This is a genomic window from Bacillus cereus group sp. BfR-BA-01310, assembly GCF_022664325.1.
In the GTDB taxonomy this organism is placed as follows: Bacteria; Bacillota; Bacilli; order Bacillales; family Bacillaceae_G; genus Bacillus_A; species Bacillus_A paramycoides.
Genome location: NZ_JAKUHD010000016.1, coordinates 69,038 through 84,974, shown reverse-complemented (window position 1 = coordinate 84,974; position 15,937 = coordinate 69,038). Strand labels below are relative to the sequence as shown.

Below are 15,937 nucleotides of genomic sequence, written 5' to 3'. Positions count from 1 at the left end.
ATCAAACTCTCCAATAAAGTTAGTTTGTCTAGCATCTAAAAATAAAAATTGACGTTTCACGTTGTTTGTTTCGTTCAGTTTTCAAAGAACTAAAAGCGGGTGAAGAGAATCGAACTCTCGACCAGAGCTTGGAAGGCTCTTGTTTTACCACTAAACTACACCCGCGTGGTCGGGAAGACAGGATTTGAACCTGCGACCCCCTGGTCCCAAACCAGGTGCTCTACCAAGCTGAGCCACTTCCCGTTATGGCGCGCCCGAGAGGAGTCGAACCCCTAACCTCTTGATCCGTAGTCAAACGCTCTATCCAATTGAGCTACGGGCGCTTATTCATGATGTTTTTTCGTCGTTGTATTTTGGCGACTCAATTATCTTATCATACTACATTTTTAAATGCAAGTATTTTTTTAAGATTTTTTTTTTGATGCGGCCGAGAGGACTTGAACCTCCACGGGGTTTCCCCCACTAGGCCCTCAACCTAGCGCGTCTGCCGTTCCGCCACGACCGCGCGGAAAAAACAAAGAGTGAGCCATGAAGGATTCGAACCTTCGACCCTCTGATTAAAAGTCAGATGCTCTACCAACTGAGCTAATGGCTCGTAAATGGCTGGGCTAGCTGGATTCGAACCAGCGCATGACGGAGTCAAAGTCCGTTGCCTTACCGCTTGGCTATAGCCCATCGAAATAGTTATGTTCTTTTCAAAGACAAATGTTATTGTACCATAATGACCAATAAAAAACAACTGCTATACAGCAGAAGTTAAAATGGCGGTCCCGACCGGGGTCGAACCGGCGATCTCCTGCGTGACAGGCAGGCATGTTAACCACTACACCACGGGACCATTTGGTTGCGGGGACAGGATTTGAACCTGCGACCTTCGGGTTATGAGCCCGACGAGCTACCGTACTGCTCCACCCCGCGACAATATTATTCATATAATTTATATGGTGGAGGATGACGGGATCGAACCGCCGACCCCCTGCTTGTAAGGCAGGTGCTCTCCCAGCTGAGCTAATCCTCCGAAGTGGTGACCCGTACGGGATTCGAACCCGTGTTACCGCCGTGAAAGGGCGGTGTCTTAACCACTTGACCAACGGGCCAATATGTATGGCAGAGAAGAAGGGATTCGAACCCTCGCACCGCGTTAGCGATCTACTCCCTTAGCAGGGGAGCCCCTTGAGCCACTTGGGTACTTCTCTGTATGGCTCCGCAGGTAGGACTCGAACCTACGACCGATCGGTTAACAGCCGATAGCTCTACCACTGAGCTACTGCGGAATAATAAAGACAATTTGTATCTTATAAAATTTCTCATCGTAAGTCAAGAAGTTTTTTCACACCATCTTGCGCAAACGTGACATGTTTATAATATACTGGATTGCGTTTTTACTGTCAAGATGTTTTCGTTATCGGTTTTAGTTTCCCTTTACACTTTCCACAGACATATCTTTTTGTATTTATTTGACGTCTTCTTACATATCGAAGTGAACACTCCATACATTCATACGTATAAACTTTTGTTTCCTTCCCTCCATTAATCATTCGTTTACAAAAACGCGGTGCACCTACCTTCTTTAGCAACTCACGAAAGTCTCTATCTCGGTGCTTATATCCCCTTCCTTTGATATGCAAATGATAATGGCAAAGCTCATGCTTAATAATCCCTACTAACTCTTCTTTACCATACATTTCATAATATCGATAATTCAGTTCTATATTATGACTCTTCAATAGATAGCGTCCACCGGTTGTACGCAATCTATTATTAAACATCGCTTCATGTAAGAAGGACGTCCCAAAGTATTGTAACGACACTTCTTCAACTAACCGTTGAATTTCTCGCTCATCCATTCTCATTCCTCCTAAACTAAAAAATAATTTTACACTTTTCTCCCTTCTTATACATATAGTAAATAGTACATATACCCATCCTCATTCAAGAAGCGTGATTTCTAAAAATGCAGCATTGATAGAAATCCACTCACCAACCTCTCATCAAAGTTACCTTAACTAAAAGGAACTACTTTTTTGAGAGCAGGATTAAACAAGGAGGGATTCCTATGCCCACGTGGCTAAAAAAGCAAATGCAACGTGCATATTTTGAGAAAAACCGGTATCAAATCAAATTGTTAAATGAATGCTGGTTTTATTATAGCAAAATACATCAAAGCTCATAATCAATTAAACTTTCCAGTTCATAAAAAAAGAGCAGTTTCATCTGCTCTCTTTTCTTACTATTCAATCGGTAACATTGATAATGCAACACGACCTTTTTTTGTATCAATATCATCTACCCATACCTTTACAATTTGTCCCACGGATACGATATCTAATGGATGCTTTACAAATTGTTTGCTTAGTTTAGAAATATGTACTAAACCATCTTGCTTCACACCAATATCAACAAAGGCACCGAAATCAACAACATTGCGAATCGTTCCCTCTAATTCCATACCACGCTTTAAATCTTCTAATTTTAAAATCCCCTTTTTCAAAAGTGGCTTTGGCAACTCATCCCTCAAATCTCGTTCTGGGCTAATTAAAGCATCCATAATATCAACTAATGTCGGCTCACCAATCTCCGTCTCTTGAGATAATTTAGAAATATCTACTCCTTCTAAACTCTTTTGCAAGTTTGGTTTCCCCACATCACTCTTCGATAACCCTAAGCTCTTTAATAGCAATTCAACATTTTTATATTGTTCTGGATGAATCCCTGTGCGATCTAACGGATTCGCTCCTTCTAATATACGTAAGAATCCGATACATTGTTCATATGTTTTTGCACCTAAACGCGGGATTTTCTTTAACTCAGTTCGCTTCGTGAATTTTCCATCTTCCTCACGCTTAGCTACAATATTTTTCGCAACTGTTTTCGATAACCCCGAAACATATTGCAGCAGCGCAACTGAAGCTGTATTTACATTAACACCAACTCGGTTAACTGCTGTCTCTACCACAAATGTTAATGATTCATTTAATCTCTTTTGAGATACATCATGTTGATATTGTCCAACCCCAACAGATTTAGGGTCAATTTTCACAAGCTCTGCAAGTGGATCCTGTAGACGTCTCCCAATTGAAACAGCACTTCTTTCTTCAACCTGTAAATTCGGAAACTCCTCTCGAGCTACATCCGATGCGGAGTACACACTAGCACCCGCTTCATTTACAATAATATAAAATACATCTCGTTCTACATTTTGTAATACATCTACTATAAATTCTTCCGTTTCCCTCGAAGCTGTACCATTTCCAATCGCTATCATTTCAACTTCATATTTATCTATAATTGAGAGGATTTTCGTTTTTGCATCCTCATATTTACGAACAGGGGGATGTGGATAAATAACATCTATGTGAAGAACTTTTCCTGTATCATCTACTACTGCTAATTTACAACCAGTTCTATACGCTGGGTCTACCGCTAACACAACTTTCCCTTTCATCGGAGGTTGTAATAATAAATTACGTAAATTCTCAGAGAAAATATGAATCGCTTGTTCTTCCGCTGTTTCCATTAACTCTTTACGAATTTCTCTTTCTATTGAAGGTTGAATTAATCGCTTATATCCATCTTCCATCGCTAATTGTACATAATGCGCACTTTTAGAAGCTTCATCAAGAATCATTTTTTTATGTAAAAACTGAAGAATTTCTTCAATTGGCGTGATAATAGAAACTCTTAATACATCTTCCTTTTCACCACGGTTCATTGCTAGTACACGATGTGGCACTACTTTTTGCAACGGTTCTTCATAGCCATAATACATTTCGTATATATTCTTTTCATCTTTTTCTTTATCTTTTACAGATGAAGACATAATCCCTTTTCGGAAAGTAGTATTACGAATCCAGCTACGATATGCCGCATTATCCGAAACAAGTTCCGCAATAATATCTTGTGCACCTTGCAACGCATCTTCTGCAGATGCTACTTCTTTTTCCACACTAACAAATTCCATGGCCTTCTCTGCTGGATTTTCTTTTTTATATAATAATAGCCACTCAGCTAACGGTTCCAATCCCTTTTCTTTAGCGATTGTCGCTTTCGTTCTTCTTTTTTCTTTGTAAGGACGATATAAATCTTCTACTTCCTGTAGTTTGGTTGCAGCAACAATATGACGACGCAACTCTTCGGTTAGTTTGCCCTTTTCACCAATAAGACGAAGAACCTCTTCTTTCCTATCTTCAAGTTGCATCATATATTGCCATCTTTCTAAGATTGCACGAATTTGCACCTCATCTAAAGAGCCTGTCCATTCTTTTCGGTAACGAGCAATAAATGGAACTGTGTTACCTTCTTCTGTTAAATGAATCACATGACGAACTTGCTTTTCGGTAAAGCCTAATTCTTTCACTAACATTTTCATTAACGCTTGTCGATTATCTACCATTTCCATATCCAACCGTAACCTCCTCTATAATAAAAAAAAGTTGCCCTTTAAAGAGAGCAACTTAAACTGCCGATTTAAAAATCTATTAGTCCTAAACTAATTTGTAACGCTACATCTACACGACTCATCATCACTTCATCCAAATGAGTGATTTTGTCCGTTAAGCGTTGCTTATCGATTGTTCGAATCTGCTCAAGTAAAATAACAGAATCTCTCTCAAAACCGTACTTTTTCGCATCAATTTCCACATGAGTGGGTAATTTCGCTTTTTGAATCTGTGCAGTAATAGCCGCTACAATCACAGTCGGACTAAAACGATTTCCGATGTCATTTTGAATGACAAGAACCGGACGAACGCCTCCTTGCTCAGAACCAACAACTGGGGAAAGGTCTGCAAAATACACGTCGCCGCGTTTTACAATCAAAATATTACCCCCCGCTAACTAAGCGTTCTACTGTATGAGCTGCTTCATACTCTGCTAAGAAAGCTTCAGATGCAATACCAAGATTAATTTTTCCCATTTCAATATACCCACGTCGCATTGATTCATGTTGGTAGCGTTTCTTCGTCTTATGTTGACGCAATAACAGTTGTGTTGCCTGGCAAATTAGTTCATGGCGATTCTTATTCTCTTGTTTTCCAATTCCGTCCAATTCCGTTACCATTTGCTTTGGCAACCGAACCACGATTTCAGTAGTTACACTTGATTCGGACACAAAAATACACCTCCACCGTCAACTACACACCCAAATATATATATGACACCTATTGTAATAATACCATTGTATGGAGCCCGTTGCAAAGACTTCCTTATTCCATGCTTATGTTTTCCAATTCATAAACAAAACATTCATCTTCTTTTACTTTTTGTCTCTTTCAAACAAGAATTAACGGAATCTTTCCCGCAACATGTAATTGTAACTTATGTTAAAAACGATTATAAAAAGATGCTTCTCATCGAGAAAAGAGCTTATTCTCTACCAGGGAAAAGTCCCCTCAAATGACAAGAAGCGAATAATAATACCTTCTATATATTGTTTAAATAATTTATTACTTCTACAACTTTACCGTGTCGTATAAATATTCTCGGCACACGGAAGCTTATCGTTGCGATAATTTCATAATTAATAGTTCCGGAATATTCAGCAACCTCAGTAGCGCTAATATACTCATCACCTTGTCTCCCAATGAGTGTAACTTTCGTACCAAGTGGCACTTCCCAAGGAAGAAGTATCATGAATTGATCCATCGTTACTCGCCCTACAATCGGTACCCTCTCTCCATTTACAAGCACTTTAAATCCTTGCAATCTTCTAAGCCAACCATCTGCATATCCAATCGCAACTGTTGCAATCCATTCTTCAGTTCTCGTTCGGTAAGTGACATTATAACTAATCCCATCCCCTTTAATCATTTGCTTAATATGAGCAACCTTCGTATGAAGCGACAACGCTGGCTCCAATTTAAACGGTAAAAACGGCCGTATTTCTACAGACGGCGTTAATCCATACATCGCAATACCAATTCGTACTGCATTGAATGTAATCCCTTGAAACCTTAACGTTGCAGCACTATTGGCTGTATGGACAAATTTAGGGTTCACTCCAAACTCTTTCAACCAACTTAACTGCTGCAAAAACGTGTTGTATTGCTTATCAAAGTAAGAAGTCTCAACCTCATCTGCTGTCGCAAAATGTGTATACACCCCTTCAAGTTCTAAAAATGGCGCACCTTCTAAACTCTTTAAGAATCCTTTTAATTCTTTACGCTCGCGTATTCCAATCCTCCCCATACCACTATCAAAATTAATATGGAATTTCATTATAAACGAACCATCCCAGAGTTTTATCGCTTCGTCCACCCATTCCTTTTGAAAAACGGTTAATGCTACATCATTTTCAGCAGCAACATTTACATCACGGGGCGGGGACGGACCCAATACTAAAATCGGCACAGTAATACCAGCCCTTCGAAGTACTAAAGCTTCATCTAAAAAAGCAACTGCTAATCTTGTTGCTCCTGCTTCTAATGCAGTTTTAGCCACCGGTACATAATCGTGCCCATATGCATTCGCTTTAACTACAGCAAAAATCTCTACATCACTTGGAATGGACTCTTTAATATGCGTAATATTATTATAGATCGCGTCTAAATCCACTTCCACCCAAGTGTCACGGTAAAATGGTGCTTCTTCCATAAATACACTTCCTTATAAACGATATGCGAAGCTTATTCTTTTATATGCTTCTTTTATGAAATCTACCCCTCAAACTAAGAAAAGACGTGGTGCACATATACCACCACGTCTAAGAAGTTTACTTTACTTGCTTCGCTGTAACTGAACGAGCGACCATTAACAACTCATTCGGCTCTAAACCTTTAGACACGAGCATATACTCTACTCCGTTATGCGACCACGTTAAAGAGTCTTTCGTCAATGCACCAATCGTGAAACCGAGATCAACTAACTCACCACTTACACTTACCGCTGACGAAGCCTCTGCAACTTTCGCCTTTTCTTGTATTAAAGTAAAGGATTTCTTACTTCCAGTGTATGTGAGTATCGCACGCTTGCCACTGTCTGTCTTCAACTCCTTTTCGTCTTTCAAAGTCATACCTTGCGGCGTATCACTTGGATACAAAATAGCAAACGGTTTGTCTTCTTTCGCTGCCGTCTGAACATCCACTTGTGCTCTAGACATATTTTGTTTCGTATCAAATGCACCTTTATCAAACTTTGCATCGAACTTTACTTTAGTGAAATCTACTTTTACAAGGACATTTTGATCATTATCCATCAGTTTCACAGAAACTGGTGTTAAATCACTTTTATTCAGCTTAATTTCTTGTTTCGGCAACATATTTTGATGTTGATAATTTGTTTTTGTTTTAAATACATAATACTTATCTGTTTTCTCGAAAGAGAGATTTTTCTTGTCTTGCAAAATATCCCTTACAAGTGATTCATATAAATAAGCCTGACTACTATTTTGCGGCCAATCGCTTTGAAAACGGAAACTCTTATTAAGCGCCGGTGTTAATACAAATACACCTTCATCATTTCTTAAAATAATTTGACTCTGATCCTTTTTCGCATTCTGCAAATTCACACGATAATACGAAGGTTCTTTATGCCAAATCTCTACGTTGTACTCCTGAGGCTCATTTCCTGTTTTAATAGATAATTTCGCTTCAGCTTGATAACTCTTCATGCTTTTAACTTTCGATTCTAAATCTCTCACAACATCTTCCTGTTTCTTTTCCATACAACCCGCCAACACAAAAACGGTCAATAAACCGATAAGAACTAAAAACAGACGCCTTTTCATCACTTCAGCCCCTTTGCCCCTATAAATGAATGGAAGATATGCCTTCCTTATCGCTACCTCAAATATATGAGACAAAGATATAAAATATGCAGACTAGCGTGACGAGCTTTCCAAAACAACTTGAGCAACGGCAAATTCTTTACTATGACTAATTGATAAATGAACAATATGCTCTGTATTTGTAATGATAATCGGCTTACCTCTATCATCATTCCTTACTTCAATATCTAAAAAACTCACTTCTTTCCCGATACCGGTCCCTACTGCTTTAGAATACGCCTCTTTTGCTGCAAATCTTCCAGCTACGAATTCTGTAAGACGACTTCCTTTCAGCCCCTCGGCAACACCACGTTCTCTTTCAGTTAAAATACGGTCCATAAATTTAAGCTTTCCATCTAGCATTTTTTCAATTCGATTTAACTCAATAATATCGATTCCAATCCCTACAATCATTTCAAAATCCCCTTCTTCTATTTAGCTTTCTTCATTCATATTGTAAGAATAACAGAGAATCTTTCTGATGCAAAAGGAGTGATACTAACAACATGCTAATACCATCCACTCGCATTTCCTTACAACCGATCATCATCTCTTTACTTCTTATACAATTAGTCATGATTATGTTAGGCGACTTTTCTCTCTTTCCCATGGCAGCCTCTAATGAATATATCGCTAAAGGAGAATGGTGGCGTGTCATAACTTCCCTACTTGTACACGTAGATTTACAACATTTTCTTTCTAATAGTATTTGTTTATTTGTGCTTGGTTCTTCTATTGAAAAACAACTAGGGCACTTTCCTTTCATTATTATTTTTTTCCTTTCTGGCATTCTCGGAAATATTTCTTCTTATATTATTATGCCCCTTGAATATATTCACGCCGGATCATCTGGCGGTATTTTCGGATTACTAGGTGCCCAATTATTTTTATTGTATAGTCGATATCGTTCTTCAAAACCAAGAGACATTACTATTTTTTCAATAATGATACTTATATTACTACTATTTACTTTCTTTAACCCCTCTGCCAATCCTATAAGCCATTTAACAGGATTGATAATTGGCGGCATTTGCACACCTCTTTTAACAAAAAAATTCGATGGTGCAGAGCTTATTTAATATAGAAGCTCGCACCATCGACAATTTCCACATCTGTTTGTTTACTTAAATCTCTCATTAGTTGAAATAAAGACTCATCCTTCTTCTTCGCCTCAATCATACAATCAATTTGCGGAACACTCCCCTTTATCTTTTTCAAAAAAGATAAGAAGCTATCTACATCAATAAAATCTGCATGCGCTCTCGGGTCTTTTCCATCTCTAGGACTAGAGATGTGCATTTTAACTGGTAACAAAGACGATTCCCACGTATGGACAACACGCGCCCAATCTTCATGCCAATCTTCTCGATCATTATTCATCATATGATGATGCAAATCAAACACGACGGGAATGTCTAATTTCTCACCTAAATACAATGTTTCTTCTAAAGAAAAGGTCGTGTCATCATTTTCTAATATAATCATCTCTTGAATACCCCTTGGAACACTTGACCAATTTTCGATAAAACGCTCTAATGCGAGCTCTTTATCTTTATATCCCCCGCCCACATGTAGTACACACCGTTGCTTATGTTCAATCCCCATACCCTTTAACAACTTTTTATGCATCTGCAATGTCTTTACAGATTGTTTAAAAATACTCTCTTCAGGTGAATTTAGTACAACAAAGTGATCTGGATGGAAATCAATTCGCATATTCATACGAATTGCATACTCACCTAACACTTTTAAATTTTCTTTTAACGGGCGAATATAGTTCCACTCTAACAACTCCTCATGATTCGCTAAAGGAATAAGCTTGGAACTAAGCCGAAAGAAAGATATATCATGCCCTTTATTATGCTTTAATAACCGTAAGCAATTTTCCAAATTCGAATTAGCAATTCTCTCGAGTTTACGAATCGCAGCCTCTCGATCATCAATTCGCTGAAACTGTGCATATGTCATCGTTTGAGATGGAGATGCATTCTTCAAATGTACGCTCATCGCAACATACCCAAGTCTTACAAGCATATAGCACCTCTTTTCTATACAAGTTATTATGTAGTATGCACAATTACAGAAATAAAAAAAGAGAATGCCCACAAAGGGGCATTCTCTTTTTTTATTAAGCTTGTGGACGGCTATGATGTTTTCTTTCGCCGCGTCCGTTTGAAGATCCTGGGCGACCTTGACCTTCACCTCTACGACCACGGTTACCATCACGGCTACCACCATCACGATTACGATCACGGTTACCGTCACGATTACGACCATCACGGTTACGGTCACGGTTACGACCATCGCCGCCACCGCGTCCATCACGACTACGATTACGGTTACCATCACGGTATCCGCCTCCGTTACCACCGCGTTTTTTAGAACCGCCACCTCTTGAAACAACTGGTGGTTCTGATGTTAAAGCGATTGGAGTTGTATCCGGCTCTTTTGTCATCATTTTTAAAGCAGCAGCTACTACTGTTACAGAGTCATTCTCTTCTAACATTTCTTCTGCAATACGCTTGTAGTATGATAAGTTTTCATTTTGGATTGTGCTTTGAAGCTTTTCTGCGATTAAACGTTGTTGACCTTCTAATGCCTCGTCAAGTGTCGGTGCTTCCATACGATCAACCTTACGTTTTGTTGTACGCTCGATATTTTTTAATTGTCCTGATTCACGTGGTGTTACAAATAACATTGCAATACCTTTTTTACCTGCACGGCCAGTACGACCGATACGGTGAACGTATGATTCTGGATCTTGTGGAATATCGAAGTTGTATACGTGTGTTACGCCTGAAATATCAAGACCACGTGCAGCAACGTCCGTTGCAACAAGAACTTCAATAGCACCTTCTTTAAATTTACGTAATACAGACATACGCTTCGCTTGTGTTAAGTCACCATGAATACCTTCTGCTGCATAACCACGTAAGTTTAATGCTTCTGATAATTCATCAACACGACGCTTTGTGCGACCGAATACGATTGCAAGCTCTGGAGATTGAATATCTAGCAAGCGTGTTAACACGTCAAACTTTTTCTTTTCTTGCACTTCTAAATAGAACTGCTGAATGTTTGGCATTGTTACTTCTTTTGCTTTTACTTTAATGTGTTGAGGCTCAGTCATGAAACGCTCAGCAATACGACGGATTGGATCTGGCATTGTCGCTGAGAATAATAATGTTTGATGTGTTTCTGGCACATCTGTTAAAATCGCTTCAATATCTTCAATGAAGCCCATGTTTAACATTTCATCCGCTTCGTCAAGAACAACCGTCTCTACGTTTTGTAAGCGAAGTGTTTTACGGTTAATATGATCTAAAATACGACCCGGCGTACCAACAATAATGTGTGGGTGTTTTTTTAGAGCACGAATTTGGCGGTTAATATCTTGACCACCATAAATTGGTAGAATACGAACACGTTTATGTTTACCAATTTTGTATAGCTCTTCTCCAACTTGAATTGCTAATTCACGCGTTGGCGCGATAACAATACCTTGAACTGCTTCTTTATTTGTATCCACTTTATCTAATAGTGGTAATCCGAATGCTGCTGTTTTCCCTGTACCTGTTTGCGCTTGCCCAATAATATCCTTACCTTGCAATGCATGTGGAATTGTTTCAGCTTGAATCGGCGTAGCCTCTTCAAAGCCCATACTTTCAACAGATTGCAGTAAAGACTCACTTAATCCTAATTCTCGAAATGTTGTCAATGTTACTTCTCCTTTTCTATCCTATACTTATCATTTAAAAAAAGGCGTTTTCCGAACTTGCGGAAAAGCCCTTTTCCTGAATGCTCACGTATATAACCGGGCGTATATTCTTCACGAAAATACTTCTAAACGTTATTACACTTTATCAATTATAAGTTTTGTATGTGTAAAAAGCAAACCCCAACTGTTACCTTATTTCATATTCAGAGCTTTTTTCTTTACTTTTATTTTTTTATCATTTGCTGTAAGCGCTTATTATAAGTTTCCACTATTTTCGTGGCTATCATCCCTATTTATATACACCAATTATTTCAACATCGCTATAACTTCTTCTAATTTCATACCGCGAGACGCTTTTACTAACACAACATCTTTCGCATCAACTACTGTTTGTAAGTCTTTTACAAGTTCTTCTTTATCATCATACGCTTTAACACGTTCTTTAGGGAAATTAATTTTTGCTCCTTCAGCAATTTGAGCCCCTAATCTACCATACGTGAATACATATGAGATTTTTGCTGGATCAATTAATTTACCTACTTCATAATGAAATTGCACTTCTTGATTTCCAAGTTCTAACATATCACCAAGCACAACAATTTTTTTTGCAAATCCATCTAAACCATTCATTAGGTGGAACGCAGCTTCCATAGCCGTTGGACTTGCATTATAAGCATCATTGATAATTGTTAAACCACTATCTGTTTTTACAATTTCCATACGCATGCCTGTCATTTGAAGCGTTACTAAACCTTTTTTCATTTCTTCCCACGTTACACCAAAATGTTTCGCAATTGCCATTGAAGCAAGTGTATTATATACATTATGCTTTCCTAGTACCGGCAGATAGAATGCCAAAGTTTCATCCCTGTTCATCTTAAAGTGTGTTCCAGTTGCCTGTAATGTTACAGTAGTTGGATAATAATCATTTGCTCTCGCATCACCAAATGTAACTGTTTCAGCTGCTAAATTCATTTCTGGAACACGATTCGTTAATAGCGGCTCATCTCCATTATATACGAACACTCCACCTTCTTGTAAACCTGCAACAATTTCTAACTTCGCTTCAGCAATCGCCTCACGAGAGCCTAAATCCATTAAGTGTGCCTCACCAATGTTCGTGATAATAGCCGCATCAGGACGGGCTAACTTAGATAGAAATTCAATTTCACCCTGGCTTGACATACCCATTTCCAATACAGCTACTTCTGTATTTTCTTCTAGGTTTAAAATAGTAAGAGGTAAACCGATATGATTGTTGAAATTACCTTCTGTTTTTTGAACTTTAAATTTAGTCGCAAGAATACTTGTTACAATATCTTTCGTAGATGTTTTACCATTACTACCCGTTACACCAACAACTTTTACATCCAATTGATCACGATAGTTTTTCGCTAACATTTGTAAGGCCGATAGCGTATCTTCTACAAAAATAACAGGAAGATTTGCAGGTGGATTCGCTACATCTTTCATCCATAATGTGGCAATAGCCCCATTTTCAACAGCTTTATCTACAAAAGCATGTCCATCGAAACGTTCACCTTGAATCGGAACATATAAATTCCCTTTTTCAATTTTTCTCGTATCAATAGACACTCCTTGTATAGTAATTCCCTCATACTGCTCTGCTAATCCCGTACCATTTATCATCTGTTCTACTTGTTTTAACGTTCGATTTATCATGAAAACACTCCTTACATAGAGGAAGCACTATTCCCTCGAATAGTGCTTCCTCCTTTTTTGTTAGATTGTATATTTAATTTTTTGTTTTTCTTCGTGACGCTCAATCGCTAAGCGAATTAGCTCTTCAATTAATTCTGGATACGGTAATCCAGTATGTTGCCATAATAGAGGGAACATACTAAACGGCGTGAATCCTGGCATTGTGTTTACTTCGTTAATATACACTTCTCCATCTTTCGTTAAGAAGAAATCAGCTCGTGTTAAGCCAGAACCATCTAATGATTGGAATGCAATAATTGCATCTCGCTTAATTACATTAGACTCTTCTTCTGTCATTTCAGCTGGAATAATTAACGCTGTATCACCATCGATGTATTTCGATTTGTAATCATAAAAATCTTTTTTCGGTACAATTTCGCCTACAACTGAACATTTCGGCTCATCATTACCTAATACACCAACTTCTACTTCACGACCTACAATATTTTCTTCAACAATAATTTTACGGTCAAATTGGAACGCCTCTTCGAATGCATTCTCAAGCTCTTCACGATCTTTACACTTATTAATACCAACACTTGAACCAAGGTTTGCTGGTTTTACGAAGCAAGGATAGCCTAACACTTCTTCTACTTTTTCATACGCTGTTTCACGATCTTTTTCCCATGCACTACGAATGAAAGATGCATATTTCGCTTGTTTCAATCCAGCTTCTGCAAAGATATTTTTCATAACAACTTTATCCATACCAGCAGCTGATGCTAATACACCGTTACCCACATATGGAATGTTCATTAATTCTAATAATCCTTGTACTGTTCCATCTTCACCATTTGGTCCATGTAATAATGGGAAAATAACATCAATTGCATCTTCTTGCTTAGAATTTGCAGTTGGGATAATTTCTGCACTTAATGATACAGGAGAAATTGCATTTTCTTCTCCACTCATTTGTAATGCTTCAACCGTCGTTACTTCACCTTCAATACGCTCACCGCGCATCCACTGACCTTGCTCTGTAATATAAATTGGATGAATCTCGAATTTATCTTGATTTAATGCTTTAATAGCAGCAAGAGCCGTTTGTAACGAAACTTGATGCTCAGCTGATTTTCCACCATATAGTAAACCTAATTTAATTTTTGTCAATGAAATCACCCTAACCAATTGTTTTCATTTTTCTATTTTAGCACTTTTTATAAAAATAGGTAGTTCCTATTTGAAATAAAATGTAACTTCCACAAATAATTAAAAGACACCACTTATTGGTTTTCTACACTTTTCCTACCTAATTTTCTACATGACTAAACAAAATTAAACTTTAAAGTAAGAATGCAATCTGATCTAGTTATGTACCTAAAATATGTAGAAATCCACTTTTTTGTGTATGTCATCTATATTATCCCACCATTTGTGGAGGATGAAAAAATACTGATTAAAGTTTCACTTCATCAAGAAGACTGTTTTGTAAGCGTATCTTTTTGCCTCTGCTCAACAAGACGGTCTAAAGAAACGTATACAAAACCTGCAACTACACACCCTACACCTAAAATTGTAAATAAGAAATGACCAAGCAAACGATCCAATAGAAAACCACCAAGAAGTGGGCCAAATGCATTTCCTGTAATCCACTGTAAACTTGCCGCTCCCATGTAAGTCCCTCGTAAATGTTCTGGAGCTAAATTTGCTACAAACGTCATTTGTACGGGGGACATAATCATCTCACCTAACGTATATATTGCGTAAACAAGCAGTAACGTTATTAAAATCATCGTAGCATTGGTGTCTAATCCTCCAAACCACTTCGGTAACCATCCTATAAAAAATAAACCAATTCCGAACAAACACGCTCCGTACAACATTGTCTTTCCAACAGGTTTATCTGTTGCCCATTTTGAAATTTGAAATTGAAACAAAACAACTAATAGACCATTTAATGCCATTAAATATGGGTATGGATTGTTAGCTCCAAAAATATTCTTCATTTCGTTATCAAAGTGAAGCGGTAACATACCTTCTGTTTGAGAAAAACCCATAGAAATAATAATACCCGCTAACAAATAAATCATTAACGCCTTATCTCTCATTAAAATTTTCCAAACTGCTCCGGATTCCTTCTCTTTATTTCTTTCCGTTACTTCCGTAATTTTCGGCATTGTTTCTTTAATAAGTACTAACATAAGTAGTGCATAAAACAGCATAGCAGACGAAGCAATAATAAACACGAGGTTCTTCGATAAAACAACTACCGATGCTCCCATTATCGGCCCAATTGCAGCTCCAATATTGTGTCCCATTCGTAATAAACCATATGCTTCTGTTCTTTTTTCTGGCGCAGTTACATCCGCAACCATTGCTGATGCCGCTGGATGAAATAGAGAATTACTTAACCCTAAAAAAATAGATAAAATGGCGTACGGGATAAATCCTTCTATAAATAAAAAACCGAGCATTAATAATGCATTACTTGCCATCGAAAATATCATAATCGGCTTTCTTCCATATATATCCGCAATTCTTCCTCCTATAAGCGAGCCAAAGCTTGCGGCAATTGGAGAAAGCGCCATAATAACACCAACTTGCAGTAAAGAATCTACCTTATCTTTTAAATATAATGCAAAAAACGGCATCAACATCATCATCGCAATTCCATTCAATGTCTCACCGATAAATCGAATCCATACGTTACGATCCATCTCCCTTAGCTCACGCCAAGTGTTTTTCATATTTCCACCCCTTTAATTTGCCAACAATTATCTTATAACATATTCAGA

General features: G+C 37.9%; 15 protein-coding genes and 12 tRNA genes. 2 read left to right on the top strand and 25 right to left on the bottom strand.

What is annotated here, in order from left to right; translation table 11 throughout:
- Window positions 1–94: 94 nt before the first annotated feature.
- The 13 genes from MR109_RS23155 to MR109_RS23095 all read right to left on the bottom strand — a co-directional run bounded on the left by MR109_RS23155 (window position 95) and on the right by MR109_RS23095 (window position 1,847).
- A tRNA-Gly gene (locus MR109_RS23155) sits at window positions 95–165 on the bottom strand.
- 1 nt (window position 166) lies between these two features.
- A tRNA-Pro gene (locus MR109_RS23150) sits at window positions 167–243 on the bottom strand.
- A 3-nt stretch (window positions 244–246) separates the two neighbouring features.
- Window positions 247–323: transfer RNA gene (locus MR109_RS23145), tRNA-Arg, on the bottom strand.
- Between the two features lie 99 nt (window positions 324–422).
- Window positions 423–505 (bottom strand) — tRNA-Leu (locus tag MR109_RS23140).
- Between the two features lie 17 nt (window positions 506–522).
- Window positions 523–595 (bottom strand) — tRNA-Lys (locus MR109_RS23135).
- Between the two features lie 5 nt (window positions 596–600).
- Window positions 601–675, bottom strand: a tRNA-Gln gene (locus MR109_RS23130).
- Window positions 676–762: 87 nt separating this feature from the next.
- Window positions 763–838: transfer RNA gene (locus MR109_RS23125), tRNA-Asp, on the bottom strand.
- A 3-nt stretch (window positions 839–841) separates the two neighbouring features.
- A tRNA-Met gene (locus tag MR109_RS23120) sits at window positions 842–918 on the bottom strand.
- 24 nt (window positions 919–942) lie between these two features.
- Window positions 943–1,018 (bottom strand) — tRNA-Val (locus MR109_RS23115).
- 4 nt (window positions 1,019–1,022) lie between these two features.
- Window positions 1,023–1,097: transfer RNA gene (locus MR109_RS23110), tRNA-Glu, on the bottom strand.
- 8 nt (window positions 1,098–1,105) lie between these two features.
- Window positions 1,106–1,196, bottom strand: a tRNA-Ser gene (locus MR109_RS23105).
- A gap of 3 nt (window positions 1,197–1,199) precedes the next feature.
- Window positions 1,200–1,274 (bottom strand) — tRNA-Asn (locus tag MR109_RS23100).
- 114 nt (window positions 1,275–1,388) lie between these two features.
- The gene (locus MR109_RS23095; protein ID WP_098304433.1) at window positions 1,389–1,847 is read right to left on the bottom strand and encodes a SprT family protein; all 459 of its coding nucleotides are present in this window, start codon (window positions 1,845–1,847) and stop codon (window positions 1,389–1,391) included.
- Window positions 1,848–2,056: 209 nt separating this feature from the next.
- Between MR109_RS23095 and cmpA the strand changes: the two genes are divergently transcribed.
- Window positions 2,057–2,173 carry a cortex morphogenetic protein CmpA gene (cmpA, locus tag MR109_RS23090; RefSeq protein ID WP_001143642.1) on the top strand — a complete coding sequence of 39 codons (117 nt, stop codon included), beginning with the start codon at window positions 2,057–2,059 and terminating at the stop codon, window positions 2,171–2,173.
- Window positions 2,174–2,230: 57 nt separating this feature from the next.
- Here cmpA and MR109_RS23085 read toward each other — a convergent pair whose 3' ends face one another.
- The 7 genes from MR109_RS23085 to MR109_RS30270 form a co-directional block, all read right to left on the bottom strand.
- Window positions 2,231–4,399 (bottom strand): Tex family protein, encoded by a 2,169-nt coding sequence (locus MR109_RS23085; protein ID WP_242274008.1) that lies wholly within the window; start codon window positions 4,397–4,399, stop codon window positions 2,231–2,233.
- Between the two features lie 68 nt (window positions 4,400–4,467).
- Window positions 4,468–4,818 (bottom strand): type II toxin-antitoxin system endoribonuclease NdoA, encoded by a 351-nt coding sequence (gene ndoA, locus MR109_RS23080; RefSeq protein WP_071717830.1) that lies wholly within the window; start codon window positions 4,816–4,818, stop codon window positions 4,468–4,470.
- A 4-nt stretch (window positions 4,819–4,822) separates the two neighbouring features.
- A complete protein-coding gene (locus MR109_RS23075) occupies window positions 4,823–5,110 on the bottom strand; it encodes an antitoxin EndoAI (RefSeq protein WP_000004570.1) in 288 nt (95 codons plus the stop codon).
- A 311-nt stretch (window positions 5,111–5,421) separates the two neighbouring features.
- Window positions 5,422–6,591, bottom strand: a complete 1,170-nt coding sequence (gene alr / locus MR109_RS23070) for an alanine racemase (RefSeq protein ID WP_242274005.1) — start codon at window positions 6,589–6,591, stop codon at window positions 5,422–5,424.
- A 118-nt stretch (window positions 6,592–6,709) separates the two neighbouring features.
- A complete protein-coding gene (locus tag MR109_RS23065) occupies window positions 6,710–7,660 on the bottom strand; it encodes a LolA family protein (RefSeq protein ID WP_048376305.1) in 951 nt (316 codons plus the stop codon).
- A 156-nt stretch (window positions 7,661–7,816) separates the two neighbouring features.
- The gene (gene acpS, locus MR109_RS23060; RefSeq protein ID WP_002175336.1) at window positions 7,817–8,176 is read right to left on the bottom strand and encodes a holo-ACP synthase; all 360 of its coding nucleotides are present in this window, start codon (window positions 8,174–8,176) and stop codon (window positions 7,817–7,819) included.
- A 31-nt stretch (window positions 8,177–8,207) separates the two neighbouring features.
- Entirely contained in the window at window positions 8,208–8,420 is a 213-nt protein-coding gene (locus tag MR109_RS30270) for a hypothetical protein (RefSeq protein ID WP_002175337.1), read from the bottom strand.
- On the opposite strand from MR109_RS30270, the gene MR109_RS23050 reads away from it, so the two are divergent.
- The gene (locus tag MR109_RS23050) at window positions 8,326–8,841 is read left to right on the top strand and encodes a rhomboid family intramembrane serine protease (protein ID WP_242274007.1); all 516 of its coding nucleotides are present in this window, start codon (window positions 8,326–8,328) and stop codon (window positions 8,839–8,841) included. The two genes, MR109_RS30270 and MR109_RS23050, sit on opposite strands and share 95 nt — an antisense overlap.
- Here MR109_RS23050 and uvsE read toward each other — a convergent pair.
- The 5 genes from uvsE to MR109_RS23025 all read right to left on the bottom strand — a co-directional run bounded on the left by uvsE (window position 8,834) and on the right by MR109_RS23025 (window position 15,889).
- Entirely contained in the window at window positions 8,834–9,796 is a 963-nt protein-coding gene (gene uvsE, locus MR109_RS23045; RefSeq protein WP_242274003.1) for a UV DNA damage repair endonuclease UvsE, read from the bottom strand. The genes MR109_RS23050 and uvsE overlap by 8 nt on opposite strands.
- 94 nt (window positions 9,797–9,890) lie before the next feature.
- On the bottom strand, window positions 9,891–11,480 hold the full coding sequence (locus MR109_RS23040) for a degradosome RNA helicase CshA (protein ID WP_025151095.1): 1,590 nt from the start codon (window positions 11,478–11,480) through the stop codon (window positions 9,891–9,893).
- A 306-nt stretch (window positions 11,481–11,786) separates the two neighbouring features.
- Entirely contained in the window at window positions 11,787–13,163 is a 1,377-nt protein-coding gene (gene murF, locus MR109_RS23035; RefSeq protein WP_242274001.1) for a UDP-N-acetylmuramoyl-tripeptide--D-alanyl-D-alanine ligase, read from the bottom strand.
- Window positions 13,164–13,223: 60 nt separating this feature from the next.
- Window positions 13,224–14,312, bottom strand: coding sequence for a D-alanine--D-alanine ligase (locus tag MR109_RS23030; protein ID WP_098789407.1), 1,089 nt, complete (start codon window positions 14,310–14,312; stop codon window positions 13,224–13,226).
- A gap of 302 nt (window positions 14,313–14,614) precedes the next feature.
- A complete protein-coding gene (locus MR109_RS23025) occupies window positions 14,615–15,889 on the bottom strand; it encodes an MDR family MFS transporter (RefSeq protein WP_098789406.1) in 1,275 nt (424 codons plus the stop codon).
- Between the last annotated feature and the right edge of the window lie 48 nt (window positions 15,890–15,937).